Annotated in this window: 19 protein-coding genes; 11 read left to right on the plus strand and 8 right to left on the minus strand. The window is 48.3% G+C overall.

What is annotated here, in order from left to right; genetic code table 11:
* The first annotated feature begins 116 nt into the window (after positions 1-116).
* The 4 genes from yfkAB (at position 117) to ABRS97_RS03770 (ending at position 4,409) form a co-directional block, all read left to right on the plus strand.
* Positions 117-1,244, plus strand: coding sequence for a radical SAM/CxCxxxxC motif protein YfkAB (gene yfkAB, locus ABRS97_RS03755; protein WP_367811565.1), 1,128 nt, complete (start codon positions 117-119; stop codon positions 1,242-1,244).
* A 63-nt stretch (positions 1,245-1,307) separates the two neighbouring features.
* Positions 1,308-2,609 carry a hemolysin family protein gene (locus ABRS97_RS03760; RefSeq protein WP_367811929.1) on the plus strand — a complete coding sequence of 434 codons (1,302 nt, stop codon included), beginning with the start codon at positions 1,308-1,310 and terminating at the stop codon, positions 2,607-2,609.
* A gap of 14 nt (positions 2,610-2,623) precedes the next feature.
* Positions 2,624-3,670 carry a sporulation integral membrane protein YtvI gene (gene ytvI / locus ABRS97_RS03765; RefSeq protein ID WP_367811566.1) on the plus strand — a complete coding sequence of 349 codons (1,047 nt, stop codon included), beginning with the start codon at positions 2,624-2,626 and terminating at the stop codon, positions 3,668-3,670.
* A 37-nt stretch (positions 3,671-3,707) separates the two neighbouring features.
* Positions 3,708-4,409 carry an HAD family hydrolase gene (locus tag ABRS97_RS03770; protein WP_367811567.1) on the plus strand — a complete coding sequence of 234 codons (702 nt, stop codon included), beginning with the start codon at positions 3,708-3,710 and terminating at the stop codon, positions 4,407-4,409.
* A 94-nt stretch (positions 4,410-4,503) separates the two neighbouring features.
* On the opposite strand, the gene ABRS97_RS03775 is transcribed toward ABRS97_RS03770, so the two are convergent.
* Positions 4,504-5,187 (minus strand): C40 family peptidase, encoded by a 684-nt coding sequence (locus ABRS97_RS03775; protein WP_367811568.1) that lies wholly within the window; start codon positions 5,185-5,187, stop codon positions 4,504-4,506.
* A 192-nt stretch (positions 5,188-5,379) separates the two neighbouring features.
* Here ABRS97_RS03775 and ABRS97_RS03780 point away from each other — a divergent pair, with 192 nt between their 5' ends.
* From ABRS97_RS03780 to ABRS97_RS03790, 3 genes are read left to right on the plus strand one after another with little or no spacing between them, the layout of a single operon-like run.
* Positions 5,380-5,604, plus strand: a complete 225-nt coding sequence (locus tag ABRS97_RS03780; protein ID WP_367811569.1) for a spore coat associated protein CotJA — start codon at positions 5,380-5,382, stop codon at positions 5,602-5,604.
* The gene (locus ABRS97_RS03785) at positions 5,601-5,867 is read left to right on the plus strand and encodes a spore coat protein CotJB (protein ID WP_367811570.1); all 267 of its coding nucleotides are present in this window, start codon (positions 5,601-5,603) and stop codon (positions 5,865-5,867) included. The genes ABRS97_RS03780 and ABRS97_RS03785 overlap by 4 nt, the downstream gene beginning before the upstream one ends.
* An 18-nt stretch (positions 5,868-5,885) precedes the next feature.
* The gene (locus ABRS97_RS03790; protein ID WP_367811571.1) at positions 5,886-6,455 is read left to right on the plus strand and encodes a manganese catalase family protein; all 570 of its coding nucleotides are present in this window, start codon (positions 5,886-5,888) and stop codon (positions 6,453-6,455) included.
* Between the two features lie 129 nt (positions 6,456-6,584).
* On the opposite strand, the gene ABRS97_RS03795 is transcribed toward ABRS97_RS03790, so the two are convergent.
* The 3 genes from ABRS97_RS03795 to nagB form a co-directional block, all read right to left on the minus strand.
* Entirely contained in the window at positions 6,585-7,337 is a 753-nt protein-coding gene (locus ABRS97_RS03795) for a YdcF family protein (RefSeq protein WP_367811572.1), read from the minus strand.
* A gap of 150 nt (positions 7,338-7,487) precedes the next feature.
* Positions 7,488-8,660 (minus strand): N-acetylglucosamine-6-phosphate deacetylase, encoded by a 1,173-nt coding sequence (nagA, locus tag ABRS97_RS03800; protein ID WP_367811573.1) that lies wholly within the window; start codon positions 8,658-8,660, stop codon positions 7,488-7,490.
* A complete protein-coding gene (nagB, locus tag ABRS97_RS03805) occupies positions 8,657-9,385 on the minus strand; it encodes a glucosamine-6-phosphate deaminase (protein ID WP_367811574.1) in 729 nt (242 codons plus the stop codon). Before nagB ends, nagA begins: the two co-directional genes overlap by 4 nt.
* Before the next feature lie 279 nt (positions 9,386-9,664).
* On the opposite strand from nagB, the gene ABRS97_RS03810 reads away from it, so the two are divergent.
* The 4 genes from ABRS97_RS03810 (at position 9,665) to ABRS97_RS03825 (ending at position 12,258) form a co-directional block, all read left to right on the plus strand.
* Positions 9,665-10,333, plus strand: a complete 669-nt coding sequence (locus tag ABRS97_RS03810; RefSeq protein WP_367811575.1) for an HAD family hydrolase — start codon at positions 9,665-9,667, stop codon at positions 10,331-10,333.
* Positions 10,334-10,409: 76 nt separating this feature from the next.
* On the plus strand, positions 10,410-10,634 hold the full coding sequence (locus tag ABRS97_RS03815) for a spore germination protein (protein WP_367811576.1): 225 nt from the start codon (positions 10,410-10,412) through the stop codon (positions 10,632-10,634).
* Positions 10,635-10,879: 245 nt separating this feature from the next.
* Complete coding sequence (locus ABRS97_RS03820) at positions 10,880-11,854, plus strand: cation diffusion facilitator family transporter (protein ID WP_367811577.1); 975 nt, start codon at positions 10,880-10,882, stop codon at positions 11,852-11,854.
* 41 nt (positions 11,855-11,895) lie between these two features.
* Positions 11,896-12,258, plus strand: coding sequence for an ArsR/SmtB family transcription factor (locus ABRS97_RS03825; protein WP_367811578.1), 363 nt, complete (start codon positions 11,896-11,898; stop codon positions 12,256-12,258).
* 45 nt (positions 12,259-12,303) lie between these two features.
* Here the strand turns inward: ABRS97_RS03825 and ABRS97_RS03830 are convergent, their stop codons facing one another.
* The 4 genes from ABRS97_RS03830 to ABRS97_RS03845 form a co-directional block, all read right to left on the minus strand.
* Positions 12,304-13,404, minus strand: a complete 1,101-nt coding sequence (locus ABRS97_RS03830; protein WP_367811579.1) for a YheC/YheD family endospore coat-associated protein — start codon at positions 13,402-13,404, stop codon at positions 12,304-12,306.
* A 6-nt stretch (positions 13,405-13,410) separates the two neighbouring features.
* Complete coding sequence (locus ABRS97_RS03835) at positions 13,411-14,538, minus strand: YheC/YheD family endospore coat-associated protein (protein ID WP_367811580.1); 1,128 nt, start codon at positions 14,536-14,538, stop codon at positions 13,411-13,413.
* Entirely contained in the window at positions 14,538-15,905 is a 1,368-nt protein-coding gene (locus ABRS97_RS03840) for a YheC/YheD family endospore coat-associated protein (protein ID WP_367811581.1), read from the minus strand. The genes ABRS97_RS03835 and ABRS97_RS03840 overlap by 1 nt, the downstream gene beginning before the upstream one ends.
* A gap of 104 nt (positions 15,906-16,009) precedes the next feature.
* Positions 16,010-17,140, minus strand: coding sequence for a YheC/YheD family endospore coat-associated protein (locus ABRS97_RS03845; protein WP_367811582.1), 1,131 nt, complete (start codon positions 17,138-17,140; stop codon positions 16,010-16,012).
* Position 17,141 lies beyond the last annotated feature (1 nt).

Raw genomic sequence — 17,141 nt, forward strand, 5'->3', positions numbered from 1 at the left:
CTTGGCGGTGCCAGTTTCCTTTTTTACTAATCATAAGTTACAATATAGGGCATAGGTATAGGCATAAAAGTGCCATGCCGTAGTCAATTGGAAATGATAGGTTAGGTGTGAACAGCATGAATATCAATGAACCCCGCTCCCTTTTGCCGGAGTTATCTCCTCAGTACGATCCGTGGGATCCAATACGGTCCTATCGTCAATATGGGAAGCATGTATTAACCAGTGTTGAGCTTACGATAACGAATCTTTGTAATATGCGGTGTGAGCACTGCGCTGTAGGCGATTCTTTAACGATGGCGGAAGGCCCAAGGCTGCCGCTCGATGAGATCTTGAACAAACTGGATCGGGTTGAGCACTTGGAGACGCTCAGCTTGACAGGCGGCGAGCCGTCTTATCATCTGAAGACGGTTCAAGACTATATGCTTCCGATTTTGAAATATGCGCGAGACCGCGGCGTTCGGACGCAGATCAACTCCAATTTAACGTTGGATTTGGCCAGGTACGAGCTGCTTGCTCCTTACTTGGATGTCATGCATATTTCCTTTAATTATTTAAATGCCCATGATTTCCATGAAGTCGGCTTCGTCAACGCAAGCCATCCGGTCAGCTACGAGACCGCAGCGCGCATGTATGAGCGAATGGTGGAGAATACGATCGCGCTAAGCAAAGGCGGCTTGTACGTGTCGGCAGAATCGATGATAAATACACGCACACATGAGAAGTTGCCAGGCATACATAAGCTTATCGAAGAAATGGGCTGTAAACGGCATGAGGTGCATCCGATGTATGCAAGCTCCTTCGCCTCGCATTTGCCGATGGTTACGCTCCCGGAGCTGCGAAGCAGTATTCACCGGCTGTTGGACAGCCGAAATAAGGACATGTGGATGCTCTTCGGTACACTCCCGTTTTTTGCTTGCAACGAGGATGCGGACGATCACGTACTGGTCAAACGGCTTCGCCATGAACCGAATGTAACGGTGCGTAACGATCCGGATGGACGCAACCGATTGAACATCAGTACATTTACGGGGGATGTGTATGTGACGGATTTTGCAGATGTACCGCCGCTTGGCAATGTGCACCAGGATGACCTGGATACCGTTTTCGCCCGATGGGAGAACCATCCGCTTAATCTGCGCGTGAACTGTTTCTGCAGTGAAGCAGCTTGCTGCGGACCTAACTTGCTTGTGGCTGATTCCTATTATCGCTCGATTGATTTCAAAAGCCGTAAAGCTATCATTTAATCCTTAATTTGAAGGAGAATATACTCATTGCCACATACTTCATTTGATTTTGGCGCCATAGGGATGAACTTGATCTTAGTGTTAATACTTGTTCTGCTAAACGGATTTTTCGTAGCTGCTGAGTTTGCGCTTGTGAAAGTTCGTCAGTCCCGCATTCAGCAGCTTGTGAACGAAGGCAGCGGCAAAGCTAAATATGCGATGACGGTGACATCTCAACTGGATACTTATTTATCGGCAACGCAGCTTGGTATTACGCTGGCCTCCCTGGGCTTAGGCTGGGTTGGCGAGCCAGCGGTTTCAGAGCTTATTGTAGAGCCTCTTCTGCACACGCTGCACATCGAGCCTTCGGTATATACGGATACATTGTCATTCATCGTAGCTTTTGCGTTTATTACATTTATGCATATTGTGCTTGGCGAATTGGCTCCGAAGTCATTTGCGATTCAAAAAGCGGAGCTCACCTCCTTATGGCTTTCTGCTCCGTTATTGTTTTTCTACAAGGCCTTTCGTCCTATCATCTGGTTCCTTAACGGATCAGCCAATATGTTTTTGCGCTGGATTGGCGTTGAACCGGCTAGCGAGCATGAAGCTGCTCACACGGAGGAAGAAATTCGCATCCTGATGGATGAGAGCGTCAAAAGCGGGCATATCGATCAAGATGAAATGGCGCTTTTTGATAATATTTTCGAATTCTCGGATCGGATCGCCAGAGAAGTCATGCTGCCGCGGACGGATATGGATTGTTTATTTCTAGACTTAAGCTTTATCGATAATTTACGCATGGTGCACGAAACCAAGCATACTCGTTATCCGGTTGGCGTAGAGGACAAAGATACGATCGTCGGATTTGTACATATTGCTGATTTACTGACTGCTGATCCGGATGAGGAGCAAGAGTTAAAAACATTTATACGACCAATTCTGAACGTTCCTGAGTCTATGGAAGTAAGCCGCGTACTGAAGCTAATGCAGAAAAAGCATTCTCAACTCGCGATCGTTATTGATGAATATGGGGGGACGGCAGGGCTGCTCACGCTTGAGGATATTCTCGAAGAGATCGTAGGCGAGTTGCATGATGAGTTCGACATTGACGAGCGTCCGGAAGTTGAGGTTAAGGAAAAGTATACGTCGGTGGATGGCCGCGTACTGATTGAAGACTTGAACGATATGCTCGATCTGGAAATTGAAGACGATGATGTCGATTCAATTGGCGGGTGGTTGTTTAAAAAGCTGGATGGCGCGCCCGTAAGCGGAAAAAAAGTGGAGTTTGGTTCTCATGTTTTTGAGGTTTCAGAAGTGGATAGATTGCGCATTGTGCGGATTCATATTACAAAAAACAGCTCGGTGAAACCAGGAAACGAATAAACGGAGGAACTCCTATGTCAGTGAAGACGGTTGTCATCATGGTTCTTGGACTGCTGATTTTGTATGGATTGTTTACGATTGGTTTGCCGTTCTTGTTAGCCATGGTTACAGCTATTTTCCTGGATCCGATCACGGTTCTTCTTATGCGGGCGGCGCGGGTAAATCGGTTGATTGCGGCCACGGTCGTCAGCACTTTATTTACCTTGCTGACCTTGACGTTGTTTTACTTCATCGGGTTGAACGTTGTTACCGAACTCATTGATCTGGGACGCAAAGCGCCTAAATATATGGATGAGGTCAATAAGTATGTGGATCAGGCTGTAACGCGCACACAAGGCTTTTATGAGTCATTGTCTCCTGATATGGCTCTACAAGTGCAGACCTGGCTGGAGCGCAGTACAGCAACCTTAACAGGGGCGTTAACGGATATTTTTAGCGGAATTTCAGGATTCTTTCTTAATGTAGCGGGAAAAATTCCGAACTTGTTCATTTTGGTTATCGTATTCGTGATCGCGCTATATTTGTTTACCATTAGTTTGCCGAAGCTTAAATTAGCCTTTCTATCGGTGTTTGAGGAGAATTCCAAAGGAAAAATGGACCATGTGCTGCTAAATCTGCGTCAGGCTATTTTCGGCTTCATTCGCGCGCAGCTCATTATGGCCGTATTAACGTATTTGGTCACGTTTATCGGCTTGTTGGTTCTGCGGGCGGAATATCCGCTTGCTATTTCCTTGCTCGTGATGCTTATGGAGTTTGTGCCTGTGGTCGGCACAGGGCTGGTATTTATTCCTTGGTTCATTTATCAGCTTCTTGCGGGTCATACGGGCATGGGCATTGGTCTCCTGATTTTGTTCCTCATATTAACTATTTTCCGCCGTATTGTCGAACCTAAGGTGTTGAGCGATGCAGTTGGCATTAATGCTCTGGCTGCTTTAATTAGCTTATATGTAGGCTTCGAACTGATGGGGATTAAGGGACTGTTCTTGGGTCCGTTAGTTGTTATTATTTACCAGGCGATGAGGAAAGCGGGCTTACTGAAGTTAAACATTAAGATGGAGTAAATTAAGCGAGAGCTCCGGGTATAGGGCGTGAACGAAGATGAAGCTGATATTATTTGATTTGGACGATACGTTGTTTGATTTTTCAAGTACTTTCAATGTAGTACTGAAAAAGATGTTTGCCGAGCACCCTGTGACCCAGCAATACGAGAATGAAGCGTTCTTTGCCTCATTTCAAAAAAATAGCGATGAACTTTATTACTTGTACGAACAACGCATCTGCTCCATTGAGGAGTACCGAAATCGCAGGCTGATCGCGACTTTGGCTGAGCATCGATATGTAATGGCCGATGAGGAAGCCAAAGCGTTCAATTTGGAATTTGTACGCAGATATGTTGCTAGCCTGAAGCCTGATCCGGCAGTCCACGATCTGCTTCTAAGGCTTCGAGAACGGTATTTGCTAGGCATCGTAACTAATGGGCCACACGATATGCAGGAAGGGAAGATCGAACGCATAGGGCTAAAAGAGGTTTTTCCATCCGAGCAGGTGTGGATTTCGAATGTAGTCGGGTTCGCTAAGCCCGATCCAAGGATTTACCAGATGGCGCTTGATTATTTTGGCGTAAGTGCCGAAGATACTCTTTTTGTCGGCGATTCATGGGAAGCCGACGTCGTCGGGCCGATCCGAGCAGGCATGCAGGCCATCTGGTTGAATAAATACGGCAAAGAGCCGAAGGCGGAGGTTGTGCCCTTGGCTGTTATAACAGAGCTTCATGAACTTATTCATCTAGTATTGAACTAAACAAAGACCGCTCGCCCTAACATGCCGTTAGGAAAGCGGTCTTTGTTTGTTACAGGGAAAGTTATAAGTTATATGAAAGATTTAAACTGCCTATCTAGTAAATGCGTTTTGCTCCCATGTATTTGGGTCCCCAGTAGGAACTCGTCATGCTTTGCGGATAAATGCCAGCCGAACGCGTTGCAGACAGGAATTGACCATTGCCCATATAAAAACCCACATGATCAATGACGCCCGGCGTAGAGATAGCGAAAAAAACGAGATCGCCAGGCTGCAAATTGGATTGGGCGACTGGTGTTCCGCTATCAAACAGTGCCTTGGACGTCGTACGTACTGTCGGGATGCCAAACTTTTGGGACATAAAATAAATAAATCCAGAGCAATCGAAGCCTTGTGGTGTTGCTCCGCCCCATAGATAAGGCACGCGTTGATAATTCATAGCGTCACTCAACAGGGAACGCTTGGTCAGTGCATGGGCAATACTGGTTTGGGTTGTCGGATCTGCGATGCCAGTCGTAGGGAGACTATACGCTTTCTGATAGTCTTTGACCGCTTGGTATGTAAGGGTTCCAAAATAACCGGTTACCGTTGGATAGGTGAAATATCCAAGCGTTTTCAAATTTTGCTGCAGACTTGAAACGGAACTGCTTGACATTCCTTGGCTTAAAGCTGAATTGCTGATTGTTGCGGCACTCACGGGCGTTACAGGAATCATGCTGTTTATAGAGGCTGTCGTCATAAGGATTGCGGCAGCGGCGAGAATCACCTTTTGTTTGATCATCGTGGTTTCCTCCATTATTCGTGTTGTCAGCCTATAACTTCCTGGACTCATTGTAGCCCTGAATGAATGCCTCATACAATGTGGAAATGTTGGAAAACATGTGATTTTGGTCAAGTTATTGCGCATATAACCATCATATAGGCCTCCGCCAGTTTGACGGAAGTCCGTATCCTGAAGAAGAGGAGGGAGCATATGCATTCGCAATTTAAAGTCTATTTCCCTTTTATTGGCCCGTTTGATCCTTGTCCGCCTATTCGCGAAAAATTTTATAATACGCCGCCGCAGTTATATATGGCTTATCAGCCGCCTGGATTGCCTCAATTTAGCCCATATGAAGCTCTGAAAATAGGAACCTTGTGGCCAGCTTTATATGGGCCGTATGAATCAAGAGCGGTCGAAGGGAGGACTGGGGAATGAGTCATGGCATGTTGTCGGAGTCCTATTACAAACAGCTTCATGATTTACAGACGGTCGATTTCGTCCTTGTCGAACTGACGTTATATTTGGATACGCATCCGGATGATCTGGCGGCACTCCAGCAATATAATCAGTTCGCGCAGAAACGGATGCACATTGCTCATCAGTTCGAAATGGAATTCGGCCCGCTGATGCCCTTCGGTCATGCATTCAGCAAAATGCCGTGGCAGTGGGTTGAAGCACCTTGGCCTTGGCAAGTTTGAGAAGAGGAGGCAAAGCGCATGTGGATTTATGAGAAAAAGCTGCAGTATCCTGTACGTGTCAGCAAATGCGATCCGCATATGGCCAAACTGCTGCTGGAGCAGTACGGAGGAGCGGATGGCGAGCTTGCGGCTGCGCTTCGATATTTAAATCAGCGGTATACCATCCCGGACAAGGTGATAGGTTTGTTAACGGATATAGGAACGGAAGAATTTGCCCATTTAGAAATGATTGCGACAATGGTGTATAAACTGACCAAAGACGCAACGATCGATATGCTGAAAGCAGCCGGATTGGACGATCATTACGTCAGTCATGACAGAGCGCTATTTTATCAAAATGCATCAGGTGTGCCCTGGACGGCAGCGTACATACAAGCTAAAGGAGATCCGATCGCTGATTTATACGAGGATATTGCAGCGGAGGAAAAGGCCAGGGCTACGTATCAATGGCTTATTGATATGACGGATGATGTGGATTTGCAGGATGGTTTGAAATTTCTGCGGGAGAGGGAGATTGTTCATTCTTTGCGTTTCCGTGAAGCCGTGGAAATGCTCAAGGAGGAGCGGGATACGAGAAAAGTATTCTGAGCAGACAGGGGAGCCAGCAAGCAATCCCTGGCCTGCAACGCTTCAAAAGAGCGTTACAGGCAGGTAAAGTGGTACGGTGTGGGCATCGTGGCGAGCAAGCGATCTTACGTCTTACGTCAGCGACAGCCTCTAGTTAGCGGCAAGTTGACCTAAATATTCTTTTAACGCCATAGCTGTTGCTAATAGTCCTGCAGCAGAAGGGATGAACTTAGTAAGATATTTCTCTTGTTTCTGATTCATTTGGTAGTCAGTAGGATATGGAAGTACATCTACGTTAAGGTTGTTAAATTGTTTAACAGCCCGTTTCATGTGAAAAGCTGATGTAATGAGTATGGGATGCTTCCAGTTATGCTGCTTCAGGATAGCGTTTGTATGTATCGCATTTTCCTCGGTGTTAAGGCTTGTATCGTCGAGCAGGATGGCGGTATCAGGGATGCCAAGAGCAAGTAGGTGACGTTTAGCAATCTGGGATTCATTCCCTGTATCGCTAAACACTTGTCCGCCAGAGAGGACGATAGGCAGCTTCGTTTGACGATACAGTTCAGCTGTTGTTAGCACACGTGCTGCTGTATAGGGGGAAAGATAGCCTTCCCCGCCCGTGAGCGGGTCGGAGATATCTTGTGTGGCACCGCCTGTGAGCATGACGAGCACATCTCCAGCCAGCTGGTTCGGAGGCGTGTAGCGTTGTTCGACGGACTGCAGCAAAGTATTACCCAGAATTGGCATGGAACTCGCACATAAAAGTAGAGCTGCAAGTCCAACGAGAAGGGAGCTCATGCGCTCTCTTTTTTGCTGCAGCCAGAAGGCAATGCTCAGCAGAAGCAGGATGATGATGCCTGGCGGAAAAAGTAAGGTGTATGCTATTTTAATCGCATAGATCATAGACAATCCCTTTCTTCAAGACGAATGATGGAATGAGGTGAATTGGTTTTTATTTCCTTGTGAACTCTTTTAATTAGTATAAATGAAAAAACCTCCAAGCCACAATATATGCGGGTTGGAGGTTTGGTTTATCTGAAGCGGTTGTGCCGATTACGCGTTAATTTCTCTGCTCTGCACCCATACGCGCTCCAGCTCCAGCTCGGCGTTCACGAGCAGCAAGTCGGCCCGTTTGCCAAGCGCAATCGAGCCGTGTGTCGCTTCCAGGCGCAGCAGACGCGCCGGGTTGCCGCTGGCGTAGCGGCTCGCTTCCGCGACGGAGACGCCGACCTCGCGCACCATGAAGCGGAGCGCTTCGATCATGGTCAGCGTGCTGCCGGCGAGCGCACCGACTTCCGTAAGCCGGGCCACGCCGGACTTCACGGTGACAGCTTGCCCGCCAAGCTCGTACTCGCCGTCGCCGAGTCCTGCGGCGGACATCGCGTCCGTGATCAGCAGCAGGCCGTGCGGCTGCTTGACCATCGTCAGCAGGCGAATCGCTGCCGGGTGCACATGATGCCCGTCGGCGATGACTTCGCCGCTGACGCGCGCGTCGGTGAGGATCGCACCGACGGTGCCGGGTTCGCGATGATGCAGCGGCTTCATCGCGTTGAAGGTGTGCACGGCATGCGTGAGCCCCTCGCTTACAGCCGACTGAATGTCGGCGTAGGAAGCGTCGGTATGCCCGCATGCGGCAACGATGTCGCGATCGCGCAGCCACGCGATCATCTCCAGAGCCCCTTCGCGTTCAGGGGCCAGCGTTAATTGACGCACGAGCTGCGGAAAGCGCGCGTGCCAATCTTGGAGCCAAGCGAGCTGTGGCGGCACCATAAGGTTCGGATCTTGCGCGCCGGCCCACTTGGGCGAGACGAAGGGACCTTCCATATGAACGCCAAGCAGCTGGGTGTAAGGCATGGGCTTGCTCATGTAGCTATGGACCTCGCCCAACACGCGGTCGATGTCTTCCCGAGCAGCGGTCATTGTCGTAGCGAGCATGGATGTCGTTCCATGCAAAGCATGAAAACGGGTAATCGTATCCAGGGCCTCTTGCGTAGCATCCATGAAATCGGCCCCGTATCCGCCATGTACATGCACATCAATAAAGCCTGGCAGCAGCCAGCTTCCGCCAGCATCTACGTGCTGAGCCGCAGAAGTAGCCGTTTCCAGGTTCGGCGCGGCCCCGTCCCCAACATACGAAATGATGCCGTTTGACGTGTGGATTACGCCATTTTCAATGAGACCTTGTTCCGTTACGATTCGGGCGTTACGGATGATCAGCTCGTTCATTGGAAAAACCTCCCTGCCTCAGCGTCGAGAAGAACGACCAAATGCGGATGGGTTTGCAGCAGCGTAGCCGGAATTTCGGTTGTGATCGGTCCGGTCAGAGCGCGATGCACGATCTCGGCTTTATCCGCGCCACGGACAATGAGCAAAATGGATTTTGCCTTCAAAATGGTACCGACACCCATCGTTAACGCATGGGTAGGAACTTCGTCGATGGAATTGAAGTAACGGGCGTTCGCCTCGCGCGTTGCCTGTTTTAATTCCACGCAGTGAGTGCCGCTGACAAGCGAGTCATCGGGCTCATTAAAACCGATATGACCATTATGGCCGAGACCGAGAATTTGCAAATCGATTTGTTTGGCATTCTCCAGCTCTTGGTTGTAACGTCTGCATTCTGCTTCGGTATCAGGGGAATTGCCGTTTGGAATATGAGCTTGTGCTTGAGGCAAATCGATATGAGCAAACAGGTGATGCTTCATATATGTGTGATAGCTTTCTGGATGATCTTCCGGCAAGCCGACGTATTCGTCTAAGTTAAAAGTAGTAACCGTTTTGAAAGAAGCGCGGCCTTTCTCGTACGCCTTGACCAGCTCTTCGTATATGCCGACTGGAGTTCCGCCCGTAGCAAGTCCAAGCACGGCTTTTGGTTGCATTTGAACCAGAGAGGTAATGATTCCGGCACCTGCTTCATTCAGCTCCTGTTGGTTTTGAAAAATATGAATGTTCATAATGGGTATGTCCTCACTTTCATAGGCAAGTTGTTTGTTGGATTTTTAAAATGTGCGAACGATCATTTCCAGTTAAATAATGATTCTATTTTGCGTGAAAATATCATTTTCAAATAAAATTATTAACATTTCAATCATAACTGAATTATTTCGGATCGGCAACAGGCTTTTTGCCAAATCGGGTCATTGACTTACAAGGGTATGTTTGCCATTCTTATCAAAGAACATGATAAACTTACATAAAAGGTATAGCCATGAACGGGGAGAGGGATTTTAAGTATGTATGCCAAACTAGATCAACCAGAAGCGATGCTTTTCGATTTGGACGGAACGCTGTTTCAAACGGAAACGTTGCTGTTGCCGGCTTATTATGCAACTTTCAATGAATTAAGAGAAAGCGGATTATATAAAGGAGAGACGCCTCCTGAAGAGCGTATATTAGGGGCGCTGGGCATGCTGCTCGAGCACATCTGGCAGCGTGTTATGCCGGAAGCATCAATGGAAGCGCGCGTGCAAGCGGATCGGCTGCTCCTGCATCATCAATTAGAGGGATTGCGGCGAGGCGAAGGCGAGCTGTATGAAGGCGTATCAGAAACGTTAATCGTCTTGCGCAGCAAAGGAATTCGTTTATTTGTAGCGAGCAATGGGCTGGAAGGCTATGTGAAGCATGTAGTAGAAGCCAAAGGCATTGGGGAATTGTTTGAAGGCCTGTACAGCGCTGGGAAATATCAGACGAAGTCCAAAGTGGACTTGGTCAAGCTGCTTCTTGAAACCCACAACATTAAGTCCGCCTGGATGGTGGGTGACCGTTCTTCCGATGTGGAAGCTGGGCTCCGTAACAGTTTGACTGTGGCGGCTTGCGATTATGCCGGATTCCGTGAACAAGGTGAACTGGAAGGTGCCCATTTCCGTATCAACAGCTTTGCTGAACTGCTGGAATATGTATAATTGTTGAAAGGCTGTCGCATCGACTTCAGGCAAGGCATACACTGTAGCACATTGAACGATAAAGGTGCTGATTAATATGCCTTCTTTTGTGGGAGTTTTCAATATTATTAGAAACGAAGGAAATCTCATCAACGGGGATACTTGCGTTGTAGCTCCGACGAGTGCGTCCAAGACGAACACGGGAAGCGGTGGCGGTATTACGGGAGACTTCAGTATATCCACAACGCTGTTTAGCGCGACGATTACGTTCGATCCTGATGTCGTGGATACAGGCGTAAATAAGGTAGCTACAGGAACATAAAGGGCGCTAGGCATCCTGTGGAATCGATTCGAGCTCGTTATTTCGGGCTGTCGGATCGATTTTTTATTTTACAAGGTTGAGGGACTGCTAATTTGATCATTAAAATGGGCTATCAATGTATTGACTTAAGGATGTTTGTTTCGTTATTATTTATATATGAGCATATGCTCATATGTTTGTTTGAATGTATAAAGCATTGGATAACATTCCATGCTAATGAGCAGGTATATTAGGGAGGGAATTGGATGCACCATCATCACTCGCATGGTCACACGCATGATCATGATCACAGCCATGGGCACGATCACAGTCATCACGGTCACCATCATGGACATCATCATGGTCACGATCGGGAAGGCAACAAAAAGGGACTTATCATCGCTTTTCTGATTACATCCTGCATTATGGTTTTGGAATTTGCCGGGGGGTTATATACGAACAGCTTGGCTCTTTTATCCGACTCGGGACATATGCTAAGCGACGCAGGAGCACTTGCTTTAAGCCTGCTTGCAATTTGGTTCGCGGCTAAACCGTCTTCCCCTAATAAATCGTACGGATATCACCGTTTTGAAATTTTAGCGGCGCTCTTCAATGCCGTTACTTTATTTATCATTGCCGGGTTTATTATTTGGGAAGCCATTGGGCGCTTTGTAAATCCGCCACAGGTGTCCAGCGGCTCGATGATGTTGATCGCTTGTGTAGGTTTGCTCGCTAACCTGCTTAGCGCGTGGTCGTTAATGCGCAAAGGGGATGTGCATGGCAATCTCAATTTGCGCAGTGCTTACTTGCACATTCTGGGTGATGCTTTAGGTTCTGTGGGGGCTATTGTGGCCGGTGGCGTCATGATGTTATTCGGGTGGTATATCGCGGATCCCATTATTAGTGTGATCGTAGCCCTTCTTATCTTGAAAGGGGCTTGGGCTGTGCTGAGGCAAACAATCCATATCCTGATGGAAGGGACGCCTGCCAGGGTTAATTTAGCGGATGTTCAGAGCATGCTAGCGTCTATTGATGGCGTCATTGATGTTCATGATTTGCACATTTGGACGATTACTTCCGGTTTGGATTCTTTAAGCTGCCATTTGCGCATCGCCGATGATAAGGATAGCCAGTCCATTTTACAAGTGGCGATTCAACACATCGAAGAAAAGTTCCACATTCAACATACTACGATACAAATTGAAACCTCCAAAAATAGTCATCAAACTTTATTGGTATAAGGATATACGGTTCCTATGGAACATGCGAAGGAGGCAAGGACATGGAGAAGGTTATGATGGAATCCTGCGAGGAAACTTGTACAGGAACGGCGCTAACGGAACAATTGCTTGATCATCAGATCCAGGATGATCAAGCTGCGGGAATAGCAGAAGTATTCAAAGCGCTAGGCGATCCGACCCGCGTTAAAATTATTTATGCCTTGCTGCAAAAGGAACTGTGCGTTCACGATTTGTCGATCGTGCTTGAGATGGGGCAGTCGGCTATTTCGCACCAGCTGCGCTATTTGCGCAATCTGCATATTGTGAAGCGGCGTAAAGCGGGGAAAACCGTATATTATTCGCTGGATGATGGCCACATTGAGCAAATATTTGTGCAAACGCTGCAGCATCTTCAGCATATGTAGTACGGAACGGAGGGAGAAGATCCTGTATCGTTCCGTTCATTTATCTTAATGATCTTCTTTCTTTTTTTTCTTCATCATCCAAATCGCGTATTCCAGTGGCCGTGCAACTGCCTTCTGATACGTGATTTTCTGCCCGATTTTGCGGAACACTTCCCGTGATGGCTTCGGGTTCACTTCGAGCAGCCAAATGTTGCCTTTCGGGTCAACGGCGATGTCCATGCCAAGCTCGCACAGCTTGCCGAATTTCGTTTCCAAATAGGTAGCGAGCTTGAAGGCGAACGCGTTCATTTCTTTCTTGATGCTATCGATTTTATCGCTGGAGGAGAAACGATAGTTTAATAGCTTATCTAAAGAGACTGCGCTGCCGCCGCCATGAAGATTCGACGTAATGCTGCGATGTGGACCTATACGCCCTGCGCAGCCGGTGACTTCCCATTCACCGCTGCCATTTTTCTGAATGAGGAGTCGATAATCGTGCACCCGTCCGTCTTTTAAAGTAAGCGGTATGCCTTGTTGTACGACATAATCTGGGCTTAATTTTAAGGTATGGAGCTTAATCAATAGCTGCTTCTCCGTTGCGCGGAAAGGGGCTAGAATGGTTCGCTGCTGATTGCGCCCTTGCAGCAGAAATAAGTCGCTGCCGATTTGTTCGATGCGCAGAATGCCGCGTCCGCCGGTTCCGTTTTTCGGTTTGACATAGACCAGCTTATGCTTTTTGAGGAAGCGCAGCAGTTCTTGTGCCGAACTGAATCGGACGGTAGCGGGGAGATAGTCACGAATCGTTTCATTTTCGCTAAGCACTTGATGCATCTTCCATTTGTTCGCTAAAGGTTTGCTTAAATAAGTAAGTTTGGCGTGTTTAAGCCGAAATGCTTTCAGCATTTGATAATTCGCAGCCGCCTTGTACCTGCAGCGATCATAGATGATAGGAGGAAAGGACGTCCGCTTGCGGATCCATTTCTGGAGCGTAGGATCGAACGTCAATGTGCGTACCGCCGTTTCACTTTCCACATCTTCTGGAGTGAACACTTCTACTTGTACCCCCAGTTTCTTGCCTTCCCTGCTAAGCCTTCGGAAAAAAGAGAGCTCTTCCAGCCGGGTCTTGCTTAAATAGATAGCGAGTACGCCTAGTCGTTGTGGAGCCAAGCATATTCACCTTCTTTTCTCATGGTTGATTAAAAACAAGCTGTAGCGGATTATACGCTCTAATGACTTCTTGCGAATTTGAGGCTCGTCGAATTTCATTGGTTTGGAATTTGCTTCGAAGAACCAAATGTGTCCACTGGTATCAACACCCAGATCCATTGACATCTCGCCGAGCTGATTGCCGGACGATTTCTCAATCTGCGTTGCCAAAATGACGGCGGCTTTTTTTGCCCGCACTAGAATGCGCTTCGCTTCTTTGACGCCGAAAGCGTCTGTGAGCAATTTGATTGGGTCGTCGATGGAGCCGCCGCGCGGCACATGCGTGGTAATGCTGGCTTTGCCGGCTACACGAGCGCCAATCCCGGATACAATCCACTTCCCACTGGAAGACTTTTGAATTAGTGCACGTAAGTCGTAAGCACGCTGGTGATAACGGGTGAGCCCAATGCCCTGCTGCACAATGTAGTCATGTGAGCCCCGATGCTTCATCCATTCCTCCCAAAGATCATCGACCGATTTATGAAGCGTATAAGCCATTTTCTTATTTTCCTGCCGGCTTAAACGATAGTCGTTTTCATTGTTCTTCGTGGTGACGCGCTCGATGCGCATGATCCCTTTGCCAGCTTTGCCCCGAACAGGCTTTAAATAAAGGACGGGGTGTTTTTGCAGCAATTGCTTGATATCTTTCGTTGAGGTTAGCTGTTTCGTATCCGGGATGAAGGGCTGGCTTTCTTTCGCTGTATTCAGCCACTCGAAGAGAGTCCATTTGTTGAAAAAGGAGGCGTTGAACAGCTTTACCATGCTGCTGCGGTTGCAGGCTTGGATGGTTTGCTGAACTTCAGGCCTCATCTCCATTTTGCGGTAAGGAATTCGATTATAAACAACTTGTGGAGAGGGAACGAGTTCCCGCCTCCATTTTTTCTTGTCGTTGTCATATCGATAACCGTTCATTTGAGGATTGGATAGATTAAAATCAGAAGTGGTGACCACGTAAACGTCAACACCCAGCCGATCTCCCGTACGGATGAGGTCCAGGAAATTTGCCAGATTGCCGCGGAATACACGTTTGCTGTCCTTCACAGTAAGAATGGCAAGTGTCGGCTTTGGTGCAAGTTCGTTCAGGGTGAAGCCCATCAGCTATCCCTCCTAGAGCGGAAGCGGCTCAAGTAGAGGCAATGCTCGTAAATATTCGAGAGTGAAGCGGCATCCCCATCCTTCAAAGAGGGGTGCTTGAAGATCGATCTGCCCGGCTTGGCATTCGCTTCGAACATCCAGATTTTCTCATTTTGATCAATGCCGATATCGAATCCGAGCTCTCCGAGCAGATGGTTATAGTTATTTTCAATGCCTTCGGCTAGTTTAACGGCCGTTTCTTTGGCATTCGTTAATACTTGTTCAGCGCGACTGCCGTAAATTTGGCGCAGCACTTGCTCAGATGTCATGAGCTGACCGCCGGTGCGAATATGGGTAGTAACGCTTCCCTTGCCGGCTTTTTTGGCGCCAATCGCGGCGACCACCCATTTGTTGCTGCCGTTTTTCGTCATGTGAAAACGGAAGTCGATCGGACAGCTGTCAATCTCAATCAACCGGATGCCTTGCTGTGCGACATAGCTGGTCAATCGGCCGCGTCCCGTTCCGAGCATTTGCATAAGCCCTTCGAATTTTGCGAACCGAATGAGCACATTTTTACCATTTTTGCGATAACGGACAAAATAGCCCTTTTTCGGGTTATACGTGACACGATAGATTCCGATGCCAAGGCTGCCTGCCGTTGGTTTCAAATAAATGAATTTATGCTTGTCGAGCATTTCTTTAATCTGTTCAGCAGATGGATTGATGTGGGATTCCGGAACAAAGCGAAAGGCATCGTCGCCATCCAGCATTTTGTAGACATCCCATTTGTCAAAAAAGCTCCAATTAAAAATCGGGATGTCTCGGCGCACGAAGCGCTCTTTAAACCCCTCTATGCCTGCGGTCTTTTCCGCTTTGCGGCTGGAAAGCCGGTTGTAGACGACGTCGGGCAGGGGGAATGTTTTGCGAATCCAGCCGCCGCCGCTTTTGGGCAAAATGCCTGTTACTGTTTCCTGCGTCCAGTTGACGTCTCTTGGGCTGAATGCATAATGAAATGAGTTTCCGGAGCCCGTTTGCATAAATTGGCGGATAAACCCGGTTTTGGAACCGAATGGAGAGGTGCTGCTGCTTGTAACGTTGGTTAGGACGCCAATCATCGGTCCAAGTCGAATTTCTTTATTGTTCGTGCTTGCGACTAAAACATTGCCGACTTTAGGAATGCGCAAGGTGCTGAGTAAAGAGAGCGGAATGTACATATGCTGGCCAGCCTTTTTGATCAGACGTACCGGAAGGGTTGCCAATTTGCTGCCGACCTTTACGGTAATGGATTTGGTGCCGGTTAACCGTAAAGCTTTGACGAGTTCACTTGTTAAGTAGACCGATCTATCTGTTCGTTGTACGGCGTGGAGCATGCACGTTGTCAAACTCATTAGGTTACCCTCCTAAACTTGTTGCCCTACGGGCTATTCGATCGTCATGATGATGACACCGAAATCAGTCCGCGGTTTTAAGGCGTTTATCTTCAAAGGGCAGCTTAGCCCAGCTTCTTGTGCAGCAAATATCCAGCATAGCGGATCGGATTCGACAAGGATTTGGTGCGGGCATCCTCATCGCGCATTCGTACGAATACGGAACGCCCAGGCTTCGAATTTACTTCAAGGATCCAGATGCGGCCAAAAGTGTCAATTCCGAGGTCAATGCCAAGCTCGGCTAGTCGCCCGTGATGAGCTTCCAGAGCAGGTGGAATCAGACCTGATAGCTTAGTCAATGTGGCGATAAGCTCCTCTGACCGGAGCTTCCCGAATTCTCGCGCGAGGAAAGAGGCGACATCCTCTGCTGTGCCACCGCCATGCAAGTTCGAGGTGACGCTTCCTGGCTTGCCGATACGAACGGCCATCCCGGCGATTTCCCACAGCCCCTTGCCATTCTTCTGCACGAGGGAACGAACATCGTAAGCCATGCCTGCAGCTGATTGAAGCGCGAGGTATTCTTGCATTAAATAGGGCCGACTGCCAATTAGGCGGCTAAGCCAGTGCCAGCAAGTTTCGAATTGCTTGAAATGGCGATGAATCGGTACGTTGCGAATATTTCTTCCTTTGACTAGAAAGCTGTCTTCCTGATCCGGGGTCATCATTTTCCGAATGTGGAGAGCGCCCTTGCCTTGGCTGCCGCCCTGCGGCTTCAGAAAAACCTCGGAGCGCTCAATGAGCCATTCGCGAAGCGCAAGTTCGCCTGTGAGGAAACGGGTTTGGGGCAAATATGGCTGAAGCGCAGCGTATTTTTGCAAAATTTGTTGAACTTCCCATTTGCCGCTCAGACCATACCCTAGAAAGCGAATGTTAGGTGTAGCGTGCAATTTGCGTACATGATATCGGTAGTGAAGGTAGCTCTTTTTGCTAACAAAGAAGCATCGATCATAGATGAGCGTTGGCAGCGGAAAGCGGCGCGTGACCCATTGTTTACGCTCAAGGACATACGTATGTCCTGTTACGGTGCGTTCCTCCCAGCGGATGCGATTTGGCGAGAAAATGACAACATCCAGGCCTTCTTTCCTTCCAATCTGCGTGAGCTGTTCATAGAAAGCCGAGTTGGCAAAAGGCAGCTCTCGATCCAATTCCGATACCATGATGCCAAATAAGGGTGGCGCTGCGATGCTAGACGGCATA

It is taken from the genome of Paenibacillus tabacirhizosphaerae, assembly GCF_040812395.1.
Taxonomy (GTDB): domain Bacteria; phylum Bacillota; class Bacilli; order Paenibacillales; family NBRC-103111; genus Paenibacillus_E.